This window comes from Gordonia prachuapensis (assembly GCF_036350515.1).
In the GTDB taxonomy this organism is placed as follows: Bacteria; Actinomycetota; Actinomycetes; order Mycobacteriales; family Mycobacteriaceae; genus Gordonia; species Gordonia prachuapensis.
Window position 1 is genome coordinate 1 of sequence record NZ_JAZDUE010000020.1, and the last position, 19431, is coordinate 19431.

Annotated in this window: 18 protein-coding genes and 1 tRNA gene; 11 read left to right on the top strand and 8 right to left on the bottom strand. The window is 67.4% G+C overall.

The window, feature by feature from the left end:
- Nucleotides 1–93 precede the first annotated feature (93 nt).
- Together V1Y59_RS20265 and V1Y59_RS20270 are read right to left on the bottom strand one after the other, a co-directional pair.
- Nucleotides 94–504: a type I restriction-modification system subunit M N-terminal domain-containing protein gene (locus tag V1Y59_RS20265; RefSeq protein WP_330506852.1), complete on the bottom strand. Its 411-nt coding sequence runs from the start codon at nucleotides 502–504 to the stop codon at nucleotides 94–96.
- Between the two features lie 404 nt (nucleotides 505–908).
- Nucleotides 909–994: transfer RNA gene (locus tag V1Y59_RS20270), tRNA-Leu, on the bottom strand.
- A 413-nt stretch (nucleotides 995–1407) separates the two neighbouring features.
- Here V1Y59_RS20270 and V1Y59_RS20275 point away from each other — a divergent pair.
- The 7 genes from V1Y59_RS20275 to pknB all read left to right on the top strand — a co-directional run bounded on the left by V1Y59_RS20275 (nucleotide 1408) and on the right by pknB (nucleotide 11106).
- A complete protein-coding gene (locus V1Y59_RS20275; protein WP_330506853.1) occupies nucleotides 1408–2673 on the top strand; it encodes an FHA domain-containing protein in 1266 nt (421 codons plus the stop codon).
- Nucleotides 2674–2851: 178 nt separating this feature from the next.
- Nucleotides 2852–3319: an FHA domain-containing protein FhaB/FipA gene (locus V1Y59_RS20280; RefSeq protein WP_330433578.1), complete on the top strand. Its 468-nt coding sequence runs from the start codon at nucleotides 2852–2854 to the stop codon at nucleotides 3317–3319.
- Complete coding sequence (locus V1Y59_RS20285) at nucleotides 3316–4758, top strand: PP2C family protein-serine/threonine phosphatase (protein ID WP_330506854.1); 1443 nt, start codon at nucleotides 3316–3318, stop codon at nucleotides 4756–4758. The genes V1Y59_RS20280 and V1Y59_RS20285 overlap by 4 nt, the downstream gene beginning before the upstream one ends.
- The gene (locus V1Y59_RS20290; RefSeq protein WP_330506855.1) at nucleotides 4759–6189 is read left to right on the top strand and encodes an FtsW/RodA/SpoVE family cell cycle protein; all 1431 of its coding nucleotides are present in this window, start codon (nucleotides 4759–4761) and stop codon (nucleotides 6187–6189) included. It begins immediately after the preceding gene.
- A complete protein-coding gene (locus V1Y59_RS20295) occupies nucleotides 6186–7691 on the top strand; it encodes a penicillin-binding protein 2 (protein WP_330506856.1) in 1506 nt (501 codons plus the stop codon). The genes V1Y59_RS20290 and V1Y59_RS20295 overlap by 4 nt, the downstream gene beginning before the upstream one ends.
- Entirely contained in the window at nucleotides 7691–9094 is a 1404-nt protein-coding gene (locus V1Y59_RS20300; RefSeq protein ID WP_330506857.1) for a serine/threonine-protein kinase, read from the top strand. The genes V1Y59_RS20295 and V1Y59_RS20300 overlap by 1 nt, the downstream gene beginning before the upstream one ends.
- Nucleotides 9095–9180: 86 nt before the next feature.
- Nucleotides 9181–11106 carry a Stk1 family PASTA domain-containing Ser/Thr kinase gene (gene pknB, locus V1Y59_RS20305; protein WP_330506929.1) on the top strand — a complete coding sequence of 642 codons (1926 nt, stop codon included), beginning with the start codon at nucleotides 9181–9183 and terminating at the stop codon, nucleotides 11104–11106.
- Between the two features lie 10 nt (nucleotides 11107–11116).
- Here pknB and V1Y59_RS20310 read toward each other — a convergent pair whose 3' ends face one another.
- Entirely contained in the window at nucleotides 11117–11800 is a 684-nt protein-coding gene (locus tag V1Y59_RS20310) for an aminodeoxychorismate/anthranilate synthase component II (RefSeq protein ID WP_330506858.1), read from the bottom strand.
- A gap of 211 nt (nucleotides 11801–12011) precedes the next feature.
- Between V1Y59_RS20310 and crgA the strand changes: the two genes are divergently transcribed.
- Together crgA and V1Y59_RS20320 are read left to right on the top strand one after the other, a co-directional pair.
- The gene (gene crgA / locus V1Y59_RS20315) at nucleotides 12012–12302 is read left to right on the top strand and encodes a cell division protein CrgA (RefSeq protein ID WP_330433585.1); all 291 of its coding nucleotides are present in this window, start codon (nucleotides 12012–12014) and stop codon (nucleotides 12300–12302) included.
- 100 nt (nucleotides 12303–12402) lie between these two features.
- On the top strand, nucleotides 12403–12909 hold the full coding sequence (locus V1Y59_RS20320; RefSeq protein WP_330506859.1) for a PH domain-containing protein: 507 nt from the start codon (nucleotides 12403–12405) through the stop codon (nucleotides 12907–12909).
- Nucleotides 12910–12915: 6 nt separating this feature from the next.
- Here the strand turns inward: V1Y59_RS20320 and V1Y59_RS20325 are convergent, their stop codons facing one another.
- Nucleotides 12916–13863 carry a rhomboid family intramembrane serine protease gene (locus V1Y59_RS20325; RefSeq protein ID WP_431309247.1) on the bottom strand — a complete coding sequence of 316 codons (948 nt, stop codon included), beginning with the start codon at nucleotides 13861–13863 and terminating at the stop codon, nucleotides 12916–12918.
- On the bottom strand, nucleotides 13860–14381 hold the full coding sequence (locus V1Y59_RS20330) for a peptidylprolyl isomerase (RefSeq protein WP_431309243.1): 522 nt from the start codon (nucleotides 14379–14381) through the stop codon (nucleotides 13860–13862). The genes V1Y59_RS20325 and V1Y59_RS20330 overlap by 4 nt, the downstream gene beginning before the upstream one ends.
- Nucleotides 14382–14506: 125 nt before the next feature.
- Here V1Y59_RS20330 and V1Y59_RS20335 point away from each other — a divergent pair, with 125 nt between their 5' ends.
- Nucleotides 14507–14689, top strand: coding sequence for a hypothetical protein (locus tag V1Y59_RS20335; RefSeq protein ID WP_330506861.1), 183 nt, complete (start codon nucleotides 14507–14509; stop codon nucleotides 14687–14689).
- 646 nt (nucleotides 14690–15335) lie between these two features.
- Nucleotides 15336–15848, top strand: coding sequence for a DUF4190 domain-containing protein (locus V1Y59_RS20340; RefSeq protein WP_330506862.1), 513 nt, complete (start codon nucleotides 15336–15338; stop codon nucleotides 15846–15848).
- Between the two features lie 24 nt (nucleotides 15849–15872).
- On the opposite strand, the gene V1Y59_RS20345 is transcribed toward V1Y59_RS20340, so the two are convergent.
- From V1Y59_RS20345 to V1Y59_RS20355, 3 genes are all read right to left on the bottom strand, one after another.
- Complete coding sequence (locus V1Y59_RS20345; RefSeq protein ID WP_431309244.1) at nucleotides 15873–16580, bottom strand: hypothetical protein; 708 nt, start codon at nucleotides 16578–16580, stop codon at nucleotides 15873–15875.
- 112 nt (nucleotides 16581–16692) lie between these two features.
- On the bottom strand, nucleotides 16693–17982 hold the full coding sequence (locus V1Y59_RS20350; RefSeq protein WP_330506863.1) for a hypothetical protein: 1290 nt from the start codon (nucleotides 17980–17982) through the stop codon (nucleotides 16693–16695).
- Nucleotides 17983–18049: 67 nt separating this feature from the next.
- A complete protein-coding gene (locus V1Y59_RS20355) occupies nucleotides 18050–18910 on the bottom strand; it encodes a DUF8176 domain-containing protein (protein ID WP_330506864.1) in 861 nt (286 codons plus the stop codon).
- Nucleotides 18911–19431: the final 521 nt, after the last annotated feature.

The following is a 19431-nucleotide window of genomic DNA, read 5'->3' on the forward strand; positions in this document are numbered from 1 at the left end:
GCCGCATCCACACCGTCATCGTCGACATCGACGGCCACCCGCTGACCGCACGCACCCCGCTCGACGACGACGCCGAAGCGATCATCGCCGCTATCAACGCCAGGCACTAAGGAGGTCCAACTCAGGTTCGAGCTTCTGGTAGCCGCGCGGGAGGATGTCTTTGAGTTCGGGGTTGGCAGCCTCGATTGCCTTGATTGCCTCGTCGACTGCCTTGCCAATGTCGTCGCCCTCTGGCAGGTCATTGAGGTACGAGAGCCGCGACTCGGCGGGGACATACAGCACCGACTTGGCCTTGTAGTCCGCGATCGTTGCAGGGTTGCGGGCAGATGCCGTTGCCTCGATTTCGCCGCGGACAGCCTCGAAGCGGTTCTCCGCGTAAGCGAGGAACACTAGGCCGAGAACCGGGTTGCGATACTGCACCGGCGTCAACTTGGAGTTGGCACGCAGTTCGTCGGCAGCGGCCCAAAGGGTGTTGCGCACCTTGGCGAGGTCGGTCGTCTTCAACCATGTTCCGTTCTCTCAGGGCTTAGACGTCACGACGCATTCTGCTGCCCAGCGCACTGTCAGGCACCAGAAGGACGATGGCGTCTCACTGGCTGCACGTATTGAATGAAGCGTGCGCACCTTAGCCGTCTCGACGCATTAGATCGTATAACCGCTGCGGCGGGATGGAGTCGGGATGCTCGTCGTGGAGCCTCGGCGTGGCGCACCCTCGGCTTGCTGATTTGCACGCCGAACTGCTTTCCGGCACCGACCTGTCGCGCAGGGTCCGCACGTCGACCTCCTGGTGACGGCTAGTCCGGGAATCGCACCCCATCCGAGGCCGGGTCGATTGAACGGCGCAAAACAAAAGGCCAGGCGCATTCCGCAACCTGACCTGATGTACCGCTTTGAGCTGAACTGCTCCGTGGTGGGCGAAGGGGGACTTGAACCCCCACGTCCCGAAGGACACTGGCACCTGAAGCCAGCGCGTCTGCCATTCCGCCACTCGCCCGTGGCTGTCCGCGTGAGACTGGAAGACGATAGCAAGGGCGGGGGTGCGGAAGCAAAACACAGTTCTCGGGTGCCCAGTGGACGGGATCTGGCGCACAGTCGACGGGAAACGGCACCCAGTCGACGCGAAACGGCGCCCAGTCGACGGGAAAGGGGGCACAGTCGACGGATCGGGACGCGCGTTTGCCGAGGTAAATGTACCCATTCGTGATCGGAAATACACGGGTATGCGCTGGTCAGGGGCTATGCGGCGGGTAGGGTGGACCCCACGACGTCGGTGAGACTGATGTTGCAGGCGTTGCTGCATTGACGTCAACCCGGGCTCAAAGGGCAGAATCGGTATCATCTATCAAGGCCATACGCACGGCGACACGCCACGACCGTGTGCACGACGCCGCGAAGGGAGGGTCGCCGGTGGGTATTTTGCAGCGTATCGAACGCAAGCTCGAGGGAGCTGTCGACGACAGCTTCGCGCGAGTCTTCGGGGGCCAGGTCGCTCCCCAGGAGATCGAGAACGGACTCCAACGCGAGGCCCAGGAAGGTCTCCGAGATCTCGGTGACGGCGCGATCCTGGCGCCGAACAGCTACTCGCTGGCGTTCAGCTCCACCGACTTCAAGCACGTCGCGGCCGACTACGAGCTCAATCGCAAGACCTTCTCCAAGCACCTGGAGAACTTCATCGCCGACAACGGTTGGCAGACCTACGGCCGGGTCGTCGTAGAGTTCGACGAGTCACCGTCCTTGCACACCGGTATCTTCCGTGCCCACGGTGCGGTGAACCCGGATGTCCGACCCCGTCCGATGTCGCCCGGCCCGCAAGAACCTGCGCCGCGCGCACACGCAGAACAGCACCCAGGAAGTGCACACCGACAAGTAGGAGCCCCACAAATGACCAACAACCCCGGATACGACCAGCGCAGGGGCAGTGACCCGGCGTATGACCAGGGTGGCCAGCAGGGTGGCTATGACTACCAACAAGCGGACTACCAACAAGCGGACTACCAACAAGCGGACTACCAACACGCCGACTACCAGCAGGCCGGCTACCCACAGGGCTATGAGCAGCAGGGTTACGACCCGGCCTACGCACAGCAGGGCTACGGCCAGCCCGGGTACGACCAGGGCTACCAGCAGGGGTACGACCCCGCCTACGCACAGCAGGGTTACGCCGACCAGGGTTACGCACAAGGGTATGACCAGGGCTACGCACAGCCCGGCTACCCGCAGGGCTACCAGCAGGGCGGTTACGACCAGGGGTATGCCGACCAGGGGTATGCGCAGGGCGGCTACGACTACCAGCAGGGCGATTACCAGCAGGGCTACGGCCAGCCCGCCTACGGTTACGGCCAGGGTGGCTACGACCAGGGATACGGCCGCCCGGCCGGCTACGCGCCCGCCGCGATCACGCTGCTCCTCGAGGACGGCAGCAACCGCACCTTCCAGCTGCGGGAGGGCTCCAACATCATCGGCCGCGGCCAGGACGCCCAGTTCCGACTTCCGGACACGGGCGTGTCCCGCCGGCACGTGGAGATCCGCTGGGACGGCAGCGTCGCGATGCTGACGGACCTGAATTCGACCAACGGCACCACCGTCAACGACCTGCAGGTGAGCAGCTGGGAACTCGCCGACGGCGACCGTATCCGCGTCGGCCACTCCGACATCACCGTCCGGTTCCAGTAGTCACCTGTCATTCACCCGGTCTCTCACAGCGAGACCGGGCGTTGATACTGAACTGTCACATCTCGATGCCGGCGAAACCTCAGTCTGCCCATAAGATGCAGTCGGGTCCGTTTCTACGACCGGCGCCCGGGGTGGAACGAGCGGGCCGAGAAGTGATGGCGCTGGAGGTGAACACTTAATGCAGGGCTTGGTGCTGCAGCTGACCCGAATCGGGTTCCTGCTGCTGCTCTGGCTGTTCGTGTACGCCGTCATCCGGACCCTGCGCGCCGACATCGCATCGGCCGGCGGGAACCGTCTGACGCGACACACGCGGGCCGACAAGCGCGACCGGTCCAACACGCGCGCCGCGCGGGGATCCGCGCGCTACCTGGTCGTCACGCAGGGCACTCTCGCCAACACCCGCATCACCCTCGGTACCCAACCGGTGCTGCTCGGTCGTGCCGACGACTCGACCCTGGTCCTGACCGACGACTACGCCTCCGAGCGGCACGCCCGGCTGTCCCGCCGCGGAGACGACTGGTACGTCGAGGATCTCGGATCCACGAACGGCACCTATCTGGACCGGTCGAAGGTGACCACGGCGGCGCGTGTCCCGATCAACACGCCGATCCGGATCGGCAAGACCGTGATCGAGCTGCGCCCGTGACCTTGGTACTGCGCTATATCGCGCGAAGCGACCGAGGTCTGGTCCGCTCCAACAACGAGGACTCCGTGTATGCCGGGGCGCGGCTCCTCGCGCTCGCCGACGGCATGGGCGGACACGCCGCCGGGGAGGTCGCCAGCCAACTGGTGATCCAGGCGCTGCGCACCCTCGACGACGACGAGCCCGGCGGCGACCTTCTCGCCCAGCTCGACCGGGCCACCCACAACGGCAACTCGGCGATCGCCGCCCAGGTGGAGCACGCTCCCGAGCTCGAGGGAATGGGCACCACGCTCACCGCGATCCTGTTCGCCGGCAGCCGGATCGGCCTGTGTCACATCGGCGACTCGCGCGGCTACCTGTACCGCGATGGCCAGCTCACCCAGATCACCCGCGACGACACGTTCGTGCAGACCCTCGTCGACGAGGGACGCATCACTGCCGAACAGGCCCACTCCCATCCGCAGCGGTCGCTGATCATGCGGGCGCTGACCGGCCAAGAGGTGGAACCCACCCTCACCATCCGCGAGGCCCGCGCCGGTGACCGTTACATGCTGTGCAGCGACGGACTGTCGGATGTGGTCAGCGAGGAGACCCTGGCCGACACCCTCGGGTCGATCCCGGACCACAAGGAATGCGCCGACCGGCTCATCGAACTCGCGCTGCGTGGCGGCGGTCCCGACAACGTCACCGTGATCGTCGCCGACGTCGTCGACACCGAATACGGCGACTCGCGGCCCATCGTCGGCGGCGCCGCCGGAGACGACGACGACTACACGCCCAATCCGTCCACCGCGGCCGGTCGCGCAGCGGCACTGCGGCCACCTGCGGAGAAGCCGCAGCGACCCACCATCATGGCCGACGATGACAGCCCGCCGCCGCACCGGCCGTGGCGCCGCTGGGTGTTCGCCGGGACCGCGCTGGCCGTCATCGCACTGCTCATCGCCGGCTTCTTCGTCACGAGGGCGATGGTGCGCAACAGCTACTTCGTCGGCGCCGAGAACAGTGAAGTGGTGATCTATCAGGGGTCTCCGGACCAGGTGCTGTTCGTCGACCTGAGTTCGGCCAACCAGACGGTCTGCGTCACCGGTCTCGATCAGGAGCAACCGCAGGTGGAGTTCGTGGACTACCAGTCCTCGGACACCTGCACCCCGCTGCAGACCTCGGATCTCGCCGAGCTCGACCGCAATGCGGTAGAAGGCAACTCGATCCGCAACATGCCGCTCGCCGACGCCGAGGACCGCGTCGAGCAGTTGACGTTCCTGCCGCTGTGCCCGGAACCGCTGCCCGCGCCGGCACCCACACCGTCGCCGGCACCCCGCCCCGGACAGCCCGAACCCAGCCCCGCACCGGCCAGCAGTCCGGCGCCGGTCACCACGACCGAGTCGACCTCGACGTCACCGCAGTACGACAACGACGGCAACAAGATCTGTCGGGGCCACTAGATGAGTGAATCGTCCGCGACCGTCCACGCACCACCGCGCCAACCACCCGAACAGACCGGCCGCACCGCCGAGATGCTGCTGCTCGGTTTCGCCATCGGGCTGGTGACGGTGGCACTGCTGATCGTGCAGTCCGCCCAGGAACAGACCATCACCTGGGACCTGGCGAAGTACGTGCTCGCCTACACCGCGTTGTTCGCGGTCGCGCACCTGGTGGTGCGCCGGTACGCACCGCACGCCGACCCGATCCTGCTGCCGGTGGTCGCCGTCCTCAACGGGCTCGGTCTGGTCTTGATCCACCGACTCGACCTCGGCACCGGTGCGACCGGTGAATCCATCAACACCACCGACGTCACCAACAACGCCGACCAGCAACTGCTGTGGGCGGTGCTGGGCATCATCGCGTTCTCGGCGGTGCTGATCTTCATCCGCGATCACCGCACACTGTCGCGGTACGCCTACACCCTGGGCCTGGCCGGCCTTGTCCTTTTGATCATCCCGGCGGTGCTGCCGTCGTCGATGTCGGAGATCAACGGCTCGAAGAACTGGATCATCCTGCCGTTCTTCTCGATCCAGCCCAGCGAGTTCGCCAAGATCCTCATCATCATCTTCACCGCGGCGTTCCTGGTGTCCAAGCGCGATCTGTTCACCACCGCGGGAAAACACTTCCTGGGCATGGACTTCCCGCGTGCCCGCGATCTGGGACCACTGCTGGTGGCGTGGTTCGTGTCGATCGCCGTGCTGACCTACTCGTCGGATCTCGGTAGCTCGCTGCTGATCTTCTCGACCATCCTCACCATGGTCTACGTCGCGACCGGACGGGCCAGCTGGCTCGTGCTCGGCGTCTCGCTGTTCGTCGTCGGCGCGTTCATCGCCTACCAGATCTTCGGTCACCTGCAGGTCCGCGTGGAGATCTGGCGGGATCCGTTCAGCGACTTCGACGGTTCCGGCTACCAGATCGGGCAGAGCCTGTTCGGGCTGGCCACCGGCGGACTGTTCGGCACCGGATTGGGTTCCGGGCGGCCGAACATCGTGCCGTTCGCCAACACCGACTTCATCATCGCCACCGTCGGTGAGGAACTCGGCCTCACCGGGCTGGCCGCGGTTCTGGTGCTGTACATGATCTTCGTGATGCGCGGTCTGCGCACCGGCGTCGCGGTCCGCGACAGCTTCGGCAAACTCCTCGCGACCGGACTCTCCTTCACCATCGCGGTACAGATCTTCGTCGTCGTCGGCGGCGTCACCAAGCTGATCCCGCTGACCGGCCTCACCACCCCGTTCCTCTCCTACGGCGGGTCGTCCCTGCTGGCCAACTACATCCTGGTGGCGCTGCTCATCCGGATCTCCAACGCCGCACGCGAACCCGACCCGACCCGGCGTCGGCCGCCGCCCAAGAGCATCGAATCGCTGCCGACCCAGGCGGTGCGCCGATGAACAAGCAGATCGAACGGGTGTCGATCGCGGTGATCGTGATGGTCGTCGCGTTGCTGGCCAACGCCACCTACGTGCAGGTGTTCAAGGCAGACGAACTGCGCTCGGATCCCCGCAACAACCGGGTGCTGCTCGACGAGTACTCCCGGCAGCGCGGCGCGATCACCGCCGGCGGCGGTTCGGTGGTGGCGGTGTCGGTACCGACCGACGGCCGCCTGCGGTTCCTGCGCACCTACCCGCCGAACGGGGCCGAGGCGTTCGCGCCGGTCACCGGTTACTACTCGTTCCAATACGGCAGCACCGGCCTCGAGTTGTACGAGAACTCGATCCTCAACGGCAACGACGACCGGCTGTTCGGGCAGCGGTTCACCGACATGTTCGCCGGCCGCGATCCCCGGGGCGGCAACGTGGTCAGCACGATCATGCCGCGGCTGCAGCGGGTGGCCTACGACGGTCTGCGCAACGGCTGCCAGGGCGGATGCCGCGGCGCGGTGGTCGCGTTGCAGCCCAACACCGGCAAGATCCTGGCGATGGCGTCGTCGCCGAGCTACGACCCGAACCGGCTGGCCAGCCACGACCAGGAGGTCCGTGAGCGCAGCTGGGCGGCATGGAATCAACCGGGCGACATCAACAATCCGATGCTCAACCGGGCCATCAACCAGCTCTACCCGCCCGGGTCGACGTTCAAGGTGGTCACAACCGCGGCCGCGCTGCGCGACGGCGTGAACCCCGATATCCGGCTCACCGCCGCACCCGAGATCACCCTGCCCGACACCGTCACACCGCTGAGCAACTACGGCGGCCAGACCTGCCCCGGGTCGTCGGGCGGTACCGTGACGCTCTCGCAGGCATTCCAGTACTCCTGCAACACGGCCTTCGTCGACCTGACGACGAGCAAGATGAGGGACCCGATCACCGTGTTCAGTGAGACCGCCAACCGATTCGGCCTCGACGAGGAGCAGCCCGACACCCCGCTACCGGTGTCGCAGTCGACGGTCGGCGCGATCCCCGATCTCGCCGCGCTCGGCCAGGCGTCCATCGGCCAGCGCGACGTGCGGGTGACGCCGATGCAGATGGCGATGGTCGCGGCGACCGTCGCCAACGGCGGCGTTCGCATGCAGCCCTACCTCGTGGATCGGCTGCAGGCGGCAGACCTGCGTACCCTGCATACGACACAACCGGCCACGATCAACGAACCGATCAGCTCCGACCAGGCGGCGACGCTGACCTCGATGATGATCGATTCCGAACGCAACACCCAGGGCGCCGGCGGACCGGTGTCGATCGCGTCCAAGACCGGCACGGCCGAACACTCGTCGAGCTCCGACGTGGAGTCGGAGACCCCGTTCTCCTGGTACATCGCGTTCGGACCGTCGTCGAACGCTCAGGTCGCGGTCGCCGTTGTGGTGGAGAACGGAGATCCGGGTCCCGCATCAACCGGCGGGACCGTCGCGGCGCCGATCGGACGCGCCGTGATCAATGCAGTGGTGGGAGGTGCAAGCTGATGACGTTGCAGAGCGGCACCACCATCGCCGACCGCTACCGGCTGATGCGGCTGATCGCGACCGGTGGCATGGGTCAGGTGTGGGAAGCCCTCGACGCCCGACTCAATCGGCGGGTGGCGGTGAAGGTACTCAAGGCCGAGTACACCCACGACCCGGAGTTCACCGCACGGTTTCGGACCGAGGCGCAGACCACCGCCAAGCTCAATCACCCCGGCATCGCCAACGTCTTCGACTACGGCGAGACACCCGACCGCGGCGGCGGCGAACCACTGGCCTACCTGGTGATGGAGCTCGTCGACGGTGAGCCGCTGAACTCGGTCATCTCCCGGATGGGTCGACTGTCGTTGACCAACACCCTCGACATGCTCGAGCAGACCGGGCGGGCGTTGCAGGCCGCGCACACCCAAGGGCTGGTGCACCGCGACGTGAAGCCGGGCAACATCCTGATCACGCCCACCGGGCAGGTCAAGATCACCGACTTCGGCATCGCCAAGGCGGTCGACTCGGCGCCGGTCACCCAGACCGGCATGGTGATGGGCACCGCGCAGTACATCTCCCCGGAGCAGGCCACCGGCGACGAGGCGACCGCCGCGTCGGACGTGTACTCGCTCGGCGTCGTTGGCTACGAGGCGCTGACCGGTCGGCGGCCGTTCCTCGGGGACGGGGCGATCACCGTCGCGATGAAACACATCCGGGAGATGCCGCCGCCGTTGCCGAACACCGTTCCGGGCAACGTGCGCGAGCTCATCGACACCACGATGGCCAAGGACCCGAAGCAGCGCTACGCCAACGGCGGCGAGTTCGCCGATGCGGTGGCCGCCGTGCGCGCCGGGCACCGTCCGCCACGTCCGGGCATGATCGCGGGCGCCGCGGCCGCCGGTGCCGTGGGTGGGGCCGCTGCCGCAGCCGCGATGCGCCCGTCGCAGACCCGCGCGATGACCGGGTCGTCGACGCAACCGTCGACCGCACGCACCACCAGCCGCCCGCCGAGCCGCCCGATGCCGCCGGCCGACGACAACAGCTGGACCACCGGGCAGAAGGTGCTCGCCGGGGTCGCCGGCGCGTTGCTGCTCGCCGCGCTGGTGCTGATCGGCTACTGGTTGCTGAACCTCGACTCGTCGTCGCCGGAGGCACCCGCGACGTCGTCGACGACCACGATCACCGAGACCACCACCGCGGTCCCGGAGACCACCGAAGAAGAGGTGGAGCCGGAACCGGAGACCACGACGCGGGAGCGGCCCACCACCACGGAGCCGACGCCGGAGCCGACCACCGAGGAACCGACCGTCACCGACACCCCGCCGGACACCACCGATCCGGGTGCGCCGACCGCGGAGCAGCCGGTGTTCCCGTCGTTCACGATCCCCGGGCTGTCGGACCGCACTGATGGCGATAATGGATGAGGTGTCGGTTGTGAGGACGGTCCAGGGTTGCCCGCCGCTGGGCGGTGCACCGGATCGGAGCTGTGAAAGATGGTGAGCGCAAGGTGATGTCGACGCCGCACCATCTCTCCGATCGCTACGAACTCGGGGAGACGCTCGGGTTCGGTGGTATGTCGGAGGTCCATTTCGCCCGGGATCTCCGACTGCACCGTGATGTGGCGATCAAGGTGCTGCGCGCCGACCTGGCCCGCGACCCCACCTTCTATCTGCGCTTCCGCCGTGAGGCGCAGAACGCCGCCAAACTGAACCATCCGACGATCGTGCAGGTCTTCGACACCGGCGAGGCCGAGACCGAGGACGGCCCGTTGCCGTTCATCGTGATGGAGTATGTCGACGGGGACACGCTGCGCGACGTGCTGCGGTCCAACGGCCCGGTGTCGCCGCGTCAGGCCATGACCTGGATGGCGGATGTGGCTGCGGCGATGGATTTCTCCCACCGCAATGGCATCGTGCACCGCGACATGAAGCCGGCGAACGTGATGATCGACAAGGCCGGCGCGGTGAAGGTGATGGACTTCGGCATCGCCCGGGCCATGAGCGACACCACGTCGACGATGACGCAGACGTCGGCCGTCATGGGGACCGCGCAGTACCTGTCGCCCGAGCAGGCGCGCGGCATCAAGGTCGATCCGCGCAGCGACATCTACTCGATGGGCTGCGTGCTGTTCGAACTCCTCACCGGTCAGCCGCCGTTCACCGGCGATTCGCCGGTCGCCGTCGCCCATCAGCATGTGCACGAGGACCCGGAGTGGCCGTCGTCGATCCGCACCGAGATCCCGCGGGAGCTGGACTCGGTGGTCCTCAAGGCGATGAGCAAGAACCCCGCCAACCGGTATCAGTCGGCGGCGGACCTGCGGTCGGACCTGATCAAGGTGCTCGCCGGCGGCAAGCCCTCGGCCCCCATGCTGATGTCCGACGAGGACCGCACGGAATTCATCGACAGCACCTCGCGTCGCTCGTTGACCGACTCCGGTCCGCGCCGGGTGGTGCCGGCCGGCGGGTCGCATCGTCGCGAGGACACCGAGGATGTGGATCCGCCGCAGCGGCGCCGGTTCCGTGGGCTGGTCGTCGGGGCGATCGCCCTGGTCGCGGCGTTGGTGACGGGATTGCTGTTGTGGTCGCCGTGGGGGTCGGACACCGCGCGGCAGATTCCGGTGCCCGCCGTTGTCGGGATGCCGTCGGCCGAGGCGCGTGACAGCCTGCGCGAGGCCGGTTTCACGGTCACCGAACTCGAGGAACCGAGCTTGGAGGTGGCCGAGGGATCGGCCACCCGATCGGCGCCGGCGGAGAACGTGCTGGCCACCGAGGGTTCCGAGATCACGCTGTATGTCTCGTCGGGTCCGCAGCGCCATCCGATGCCCGACCTGCGGGGTCAGTCACCCGACGAGGCCACCGAGGCGCTGCGCGTCCTCGGGTTCTCCAACGTCCGCACCGACCGGGTCGACTCCACCCCCGAGCTGTTGGACCGGGTCACCGGGACGACGCCCCCGGTGGGCACCGAGGCCCCGGTCAACGGCGCGGTCGTGGTTCACATCGGCAGCGGGCCGAAGGAGGTCACCGTCCCCGACGTCACCGGGCAGACCGAGGAGGCGGCCCGCACGGTGCTCGAGCAGATCGGTTTGGAGGTGGTCGCCGTCGCCGGGGACTCGCAACTGCCGGCCGGTCAGGTCGTCAGCAGCTCCCCGGAGGCCGGCGCGACGGTCGAGCAGGGTTCGACGGTGCAGATCGTGGTGTCGCGCGGGAATCTCTTCGTGATGCCCAACCTGCGGGGCCAGACACCACAGCAGGCCCGGGCGCGACTGGTCGCCGCCGGCTGGGAGGACAACACCCTCACCCGCACCAACCGCAACGTGCCGATCACCAGCCCCGACGACGGCCGGGTCATCAGCCAGACCCCGGAACCGGGGTCGCGGGTGCGCAAGGACGGGTCGGTGTCGATCGTGGTCGGTCAGGCCAGCCTGCTGCCCGGCTGACGCCGCTGGATCAGCCGAGGGCGGCGGCCATCTCGGCTTCGAGCACGTCCACCCGGGACTCGGGGATGTCGATGCCGCATACCGCGAGCCAGTTGGCCAGCATCCGGTGTCCGCCTTGGGTGAGGACGCTCTCCGGGTGGAACTGCACGCCGTGGATGGGCAGCTCGCGGTGCGCCATCGCCATCACGATGCCCGACTCGGTCCGGCCGGTGACAACGAGTTCGTCGGGGATGGTCTCGGGTACCACCGTCAGTGAGTGATAGCGGGTGGCAGTGAACGGGCTGGGCAGGCCGGCCAAGACGCCGAGGCCGTCGTGCACCACCTGCGATGTCTTGCCGTGCAGCAGCTCGGGTGCGCGGTCGACGGTGCCGCCGAATGCCGCGCCGATCGCCTGATGGCCGAGGCACACCCCGAGCAGCGGCATCCCCGTCTGCCGCGCCACGCCGACCATCGGGATGGTGACGCCGGCGCGCTGCGGGGTGCCCGGGCCCGGGCTGAGCAGCACGCCGTCGAATCCGTCGACGGCCGCGGCGGGGTCGGTGAGCTGCGGGTCGTCGTTGCGCCAGACCACGGCCTCGACACCGAGTTGGCCCAGGTACTGGACCAGGTTGTAGACGAAGCTGTCGTAGTTGTCGATGACGAGGATGCGGCCCGCCGCGGCCCCGGATCCCTGCTGCACAGACGGCTGATTCACCCCGCCAGGCTACCCCGGGACCCATCGGGCCGGTCCACGGGATTTCCCGGTGCGTGAAGTGGCGGAATGCGGCGTTGCCGGGTCGGCGACCAGGTGAGATACCGTAGAGGAACACCTTTTGCGAGCGACGGACCGCCGCCCGGCGGATCATCCCGGTACTGTCGCGCCCGACAGACAGCCCGACGAGCTGTTCAGCACTACAGAGGAAGTCATGCCGAAGTCAAAAGTCCGGAAGAAGACCGACTACACCATCAACCCGGCCAGCCGGACTCCGGTGAAGGTGAAAGCCGGGCCGTCGAGCAACATCTACGTGTGGCTCATGCTCGGCCTGATGCTGTTGGGCCTGGCCTGGCTGATCGTGTTCTACCTGGTCGCGACACCGACCGCGCTGGGTGCCGAGGGCGAGATCCTGAACTGGATGTACGAGCTCGGCCCCTGGAACTTCCTCATCGGATTCGCGCTGATGGTGGTCGGCCTGCTGATGACGATGCGGTGGCGCTGACGCGGCCGGCGCTGACATTTCCGCCTGCTCACACCCGTGTGATTCATCCACACTGTGGAAATCACATGTGTGTAAGTCATCCCCACTGTGAGTAACACCTGTGGATAACTTTGCCGACTTGTCCACACATGAGTGGGCGACGCCGCGCCCGGCCGGCGCTGCCCTGGGAATCGGTGGCGTGTTCCTTCTGGTCGCCGCCGTCTTCGCAGCCGGCGACCCGGCCGGGTTGGTGCTGATGGGGGCCGCCGGGCTGCTGCTGCTCGCCTTCTCGGCTTATGCGTTGACCGTGCGTCCGCGTCTCGCCGTCACGACCGCGGCGGACGGTCAGCCGGCCATCTTCGTCCGCACCATCGGCGGTTCGCACACGTATCCGCGGGACCGGATCGACCGCATCCGGCTCCTCGACTTCCGTCGGATCGGGCGGCGCACGGGCCAGCTGGAGTTCGACTTCCTCCACGACGACGCCGCCCCGATCCCCCCTGCCGACGCGCTGCGCGACGACACGCGCCTGGTGGTGTTCAGCCGGTGGGATCTGGGCGCCGACCTGGGAACCGTCGCCGATGAACTACGGCGAGCCGGGTTCGTGGTGGAGGACCTGCGGAAATAAGGGCAGTCAGCCCACGTACACCCGGATGCCGCCGTAGGACATGCCCACCACGACACTGACCGCGAGCGCCATGACCATGAGCGCCGCGATGGCGAACCATCCGACCCGTGCCGACGCGGCTGCGGTGCGCCGTTCCGGAGTGAGCAGCCACTGCGGCAGGAAGATGATCGCGGCGGTCGCGGCGGCGCCGAACACCAGACCGCCCACATGGGCGAGCAGGGAGATGTTGGGCACCGTGATCGACAGCACCAGGTTGAGCACGATGATCGAGATGACCGGGGTCGGCGAGGCCCGCGCCTTCAACACGACGACGAGTACCGCACCCATCAGCCCGTAGATGGCACCGGACGCGCCGGCATTGATCGAGACGTCGGGTCCGAAGGCCATGACCGCGGCGCTGCCACCGAGCAGGGCGGTCATGTAGACGCCGAGGTAGCGCGGGATGCCGATCGCCAACTCGAGGTCACGACCCAGGATGAACAGTGACAGCATGTTCACCGCGACGTGCGTGATGGAGAAATGCAGGAAGCCCGCAGTCAGGAGTCGCCAGTACTCGCCGTCGGCGACCAGTGGCTTGACCAGCGCCCAGTCGAGGAACAGCGACGACTGCAGCATGTCGAAGCCGCCGGCCTGCATCGCGCACAGCGCGAAGATCGCCAGGTTGAGCGCGATCAGCGTGTACGTCGCGTAGGGACGCGACGCGACCATCGGCTTCGCAACCATCGGGCGGATGCCACGGTCACCAAACGTGGGGGCCGCGACGGATCGTTGGACGCCGTCGTTGCGCAGGCATTCGACGCAGTGCTGTCCGACGGCAGCAGGCCGCAGACACTCCGGGCACGCCGGCCGTCCGCATCGACTGCAGGCCAGTCCGGTGGGACGGTCGGGATGCCGGAAGCACACCGCCGGCGGACCGGCGGTGTGCGGAGGGCCGGGGTACTGCGGGCCGGTCAGTTGATTTCGATCTTCTCGATGACCACCTCGTCGAGCGGGCGGTCGGCACGATCGGTCGAGGTGGTGGCGATGGCGTCGACGACCTGCTGCGACTTCGGGTCGGTGACCTCACCGAAGATGGTGTGCCGACGGTTCAGGTGCGGGGTCGGTCCGACGGTGATGAAGAACTGCGAGCCGTTGGTGCCGGGTCCGGCGTTCGCCATGGCGAGCAGGTAGGGGCGGTCGAACTGCAGCTCGGGGTGGAACTCGTCGGCGAACTGGTAGCCCGGGCCGCCGCGGCCGGTACCCGTCGGGTCGCCGCCCTGGATCATGAAGCCCTCGATGACGCGGTGGAACACCGAGCCGTCGTAGAACGGTCCGCTGTCGCCACCGGATGCGTTCGGCTGGCTGTAGTCCTTGGAGCCGTCGGCGAGGCCGGTGAAGTTCGCGACCGTCTTGGGTGCGTGATTGCCGAACAGTTCGACAACGATGTCGCCGCGATTCGTGTGCAGGGTCGCGGTCTGCTTCTGAGTAGTCACGTCCTCCATCCAACCACTTCTGGCGCCGGCGGGACCCGGCCATGGGCCTGTACCGGCGCAAACGACGGGCCTGTCCGGCCACTCCGAGGTGACAGGCGGTCGGGAAGGCTGGCACGCTGTTAGGCATGTCGAAGAAGTACGTGTGGGCCGGGGCGTCGGCGCTGGCTGCGGTGTTCGCGACCGGGATCACCGCGGTGGTCGTCCGCAGGTCGCGTCGGGAACCGCCGCCGGTGTCGGCGACGGTGCCGCGAGTCGAGGATCTCACCGTGGTGAGCGACGGCGAGGACTCCGGCGCTGTGGCGTCGTGACGCTGTGATGAATCAGGCAATCGCGGCGGCGGCCACATCGGCCACCGCACGGTCGGCGAACCGACAACAACGGTAATTTGGAACAGTGACCTCCGACGACAACTCACGGCCTACGCCCGAGCCGGATGACAGCCCGGCCGGTGCGGCCGGTGATGCGGCGCCCCCGAGTCCGTCGGTGGCGGCGCCGTGGGAGCGTCCGCCTACCGCACCGGTGACGGCACCGGGTGCCCGGCAGCCACAGAATCGGCCGGAGCCGCCCCGATCCGACCGGGGCGCACCACAGGCACCTCCCTCGGGTCGTTTCGGTCCACGCCCGCCGCAACCGGGTGGCCCGCCGACCGGCGGGGCGCCACGGAACCTACCGCCGCGAGGTCCCAACGGGCCTGCCCCCGGAGGTCGTCCCGGTCCCGGTCCTGCTGGAGGCCTCCCGCCGTGGAACACCGGTCCCGCAGGTCGTAACGGTCCGCCGCCCTACCGCGGTGGACCTCCGCCACCGGGCTATCGGCCGCCGCCGGGACACCGGCCTCCCCCACCGCCTCCGGGTGCCGGCCGTCCAGGTCCGCCGCCTCCGCACGGCGGGCAAGCCGGTCCGCCCCGCCCGCCGTCATCGCGGGTGTTGCCTCCCGGCGATCTTCCGACCCGCACGGTGTCGCCCGCGGTCGCTGCGGAAGTGGCCGCCCAGGCCACGCGCCAGGGCGAGTCCGCAACAGACGCCGCCACCGAGGTCCGGCCGGCGCCCTCCCCGGACGCCGACGACTTCCGGCCCCTCGACGTCCCGGAGCGGACCGAGAAGTTCGACGCTCCTGCCGAACGGCCTCAGGCGTATTCCAGCATCAAGACCGACGACAACCCGACCATCGACGACGTCCCGGAGGAACAGGTGCCCACGCGGAGCCAGCCCGCCACCGCCCGGTCGTCGCGGCCCGCGAAGTCGCGCGGCACCAACAGAACTGCGATCTGGGCGTTGGTGCTGTCGATTTTGGGGATCACCTCACCCATCGGTCTGTACCTCGGCTATCGCGCTCGCGGCGAGATCGCCCGCACCCGTGAACTCGGTGAGCCTTTTGCGCGCGTGGCCATCTGGATCGGATGGCTGTACCTCGCGGTGATCGTGCTCGGGTTGCTCACGTACTTCTGGATATCGGGGCAGGGCGCGTAGGGGCTGCTCCGTCGCGAACCGGCGCTATCGCACCACGGTTGACGCGGCCAAACGCTGCAGAGATTCCCATGTGGTCGGCAGGAACTGTTGCTGCGCAACCTTGTCCAGCGATGTCCCCGCACCGAGGACCGGCTCGTATTCCATACCGATGACCCCGGCAACCTGGCCGGTCACCGCATCGGTGAGCATGCCGGTCAGCGCCTGATGATTCAGAGTCGGTACCTGGCAACAGATCACCACGATGGTGCGCTGCAGTAGCCCGGCATGCTCCCACTCGCTGAACACCTCACGCGACCGGTTGAGCAGGTCGGGTCGAGGTCCGACGACGAGAACTGGTGTGACGTCCGATAGTTCGGGTTCACACAGCTCAGGCAGCACTGTCAGTGGACGAGCGCCCGCGTCGACAACCGGAACGGCTCCGAACCGCCAGGCATGGACGACCACATCGGTGATCGCGGCCTCCGGCGCCGGCAAGAGTCCGGTCCCCGCAGCGGTGCGGAGCAGTGCTTCGTCGCCGGTGGCGCGCAGTCTCTGGTGAAGGTCGCCGTCGTTGCCCGCGGCATCGACCCACCACGAGGCGCCCCCCAGCGAGGTGGCAGCGCGGTATTCGGCCAAGAGGGCGGATATGATCGAGGTTCCCACTCCCCCGGCCGTCCCACAGACCACCACACTGCGCTCGTTGGTCGACGGTGGTGAGACGGGACCACCGTGTCCCTGCATATCCTCGCTCATCGTCACTTCCGAACTCGGTCTCGTCCCGACAGGCGACGTGCCCGGGACCGTGCTGGCTGTGACCCGCCGGTCAGCGGGCCACAGCCAGTCTAGGGTGAATGACTCCGCGAAATCAGTTCGCGGGCGCCGTCTCCTGCGGCCACGCCACCTCCAGGCCCGGAACCGAGTTCTTGGCCTGATCGGTACGCTGCTTGGTCGCCTGCTGTGCGGACTTCTCGGCCTGCGGGCCGGAAGCGCCGAGCAGCCCGTACGGCGCAAGAGCCTGCTCCACAGACCAGTTTGCCTCTATGCCGTTGACCGAGGCGTGCACGTCGCCACGCGAGTTCACGACGTACTCGACGGCCGGCAGACCTGCCTTCTGCGCATCCTCGGGCGACAGCTTCAGTTCGAACTGGTTCGCGTCGGGGTTCGGCAGCGGCTCGGCCTCCGGCTTGTCCTGCTTCCACGGCTCATCGGGGTTCGCACCCGGATCGCCGGCGCCGAGGGTGTAAGCGGCTGCACCGCCGATCGTTCCGCCGATGACGGCGCCGGTGGCGGCGCCTGCGGCCGCGCCCGCGGCCGCACCGATACCTGTACCGATACCCGCTCCGGCAAGCGCGCCGAGTCCGATCAGCTGCCCACCAGTAGGAATATTCCATGCGTTGAAGAAGACTCCGTTGTAGATCGCCCCGGCAATCGCACCCACCGGAAGACCGATAGCCGCACCTGCGACTGCACCCGGTACCGCCATCGCGGCCGCACCGGCGGTTCCACCCGTCGCCACCCCGATGATCGTCGCTGCCGCCTGCCGCGAGGCCTCATCCGCCGGTACACCGACCGAGATCAGACCCTGTGCGATCTTGGCCTCGCCGTAGGCAGCCCAGGCGTTGATCGAGTTGACGTCGCGATCGGGCATGCCCTCGGGGATATCCGTGATGAAGTTGCCGACGCGGATCTTTTCCGGCGGCGGCGCGATGGGGCGCACCGGTGCCACCGGCTTCGGTGCCGTCAGAGGCTGCTGGGGTACCGGGTTGTAGGCGTTCTCGTAGGTGCTGGGCTCGGTGTAGACACTCGGCCCGGTCTGAGTGCTGGGCGCCGTGTAGGTGCTGGGCGCGACGTAGGGCTGGTAAGGAGCCTCCTGCGGCGGGGCCGGGATCGCGCCCGGCCCTGGGACATTCACCGGCGCGACATCTGGTGTCGGTGAGGTGCCGCCCTGCTCGGGCACGTCGGCTTCGGGCGTGATTCCGCCCTGTTCGGGCACGCTGGGACTGGTCCCGCCTTGCTCGGGTACCGCGTATGCCGCACCGGCACCGAGTCCGGTGGCGATGGTGGCCGCGAGTGCCGCGGTGGTCATCGTCTTGCGGAACGGTGCGCGACGCTCGCAGCTCTTGTGGTGGCGTCCTCGTTCTGGCGGGTTGGCCATGGTTGTCTACTCCCCCTTGTAGGTTGAATCCACGTCGGATTCGTTGTCAGGCTGGACGATTCGTCCGCTACTCCCGCTTCTTGATGGAAGCGATGTATGTCTGGCCGTCACGTTCGACGGTTGTGATGATCTGTGGGTACACCACGGATTCGGCGCCAGCACCGGGCGGTGTCTCGGTCAGATCCACGGCATAGGTCCCCGGCTCGAGCTCGGTGATCTCGAGGCAATGCTCTGTGCCGCGCGGAACTTGGGTGTCGATATAGTTCTGAAGATCGTCCTCAGAGTTCACGGCGTTCGGCAGCGCGGCTTCTCGCGCTTCGCGAGCTGAGCGAGTGACGTAATAGCCGTAGTTGAAAGCCAGGATCGCGCCAGGACCAGACTGCTGGTCACCCGGTCCGTTGCCGGTCGTCACCGAGCCGTCCGAGGATGCCGAGCAGTCGGCAGCCGAAGGCGCGGCACTCGTGGACTCCGAAGGGGTGGACTGTGCCGCGACAACTGCATTGTCTGCGGTGCCCGACTCCTCGCCGCGACCGGAGACCAGGCCGATCGTCACAGCGCCGCCGATCGCCATCACCAGGACTATGGCCGCAGACCCGATCAGCGCCACTCGATGTTTCGCGAGGAAGCTCTCCTGCGTGTCCTTCGGCTTGACCGCACGAACCCGCATCTGTTCGAACGGGTCGCCTTCTGCCGGTTCTGTTTCGAACTCGTCCTGGGTCGAGACTGCCCACTCGCCCTCTGGGACAGGGGATTCAGACCAATGCTGAGGGGACGGGGACGTCTCCTCTATCGCCGGCTCGGACGAATTTGACCGATCCGCTCCGACCACCTTTGCTGCCGTCAGCTCGCGGGCGAGCTGGTTCGCAGGAAAGCCTTGGCCCGCGGGCCAAGAAGGCACGTCATCAAACCAATTCTGAGGTCCGGTCATTGCGTTCTCCCGTCGACTGCACGCCTGAGGGAAGAGGGACACCCGAACGCAGCGCCTGGTCCGACGTGTAGGGGTGAGGGCACGAGCGGAATTGCGGCGGTGCGTCGCGAGCGGCTAGATACTCGGCAGCGTCCCATGGCTGAAGTGCGCACAAACAGACTGGTCACGGTCGCTGAATTCGACCCCCCGGGTCCCATCGACCCCCGATAACACGCATCACTATCCTCACCCCGACAATGCTTGCTGCACGATAGCGGATCGTGGTTCCGATCTCATAATCGTCTGTTGTCGGGATTGTGCCAGCTTGACCCGGGCGTCTGCCTGGACGGGAGAGCGCAGGTGGTCGGTTTCGCCGTTCAATTCATTCGTTCGGTGGACCGGCGGGGCAGAATTGCCGCGTGAGTCACGGAACGATTGTGAGGAAGCTGACTCCACCGTAGGGGACCGGAACACGGACGGGCTGGTCCGGCACGTACGTCGCTACTCCAAAGCCTGCGGGTCCTGAACCTGAAATGATCTCC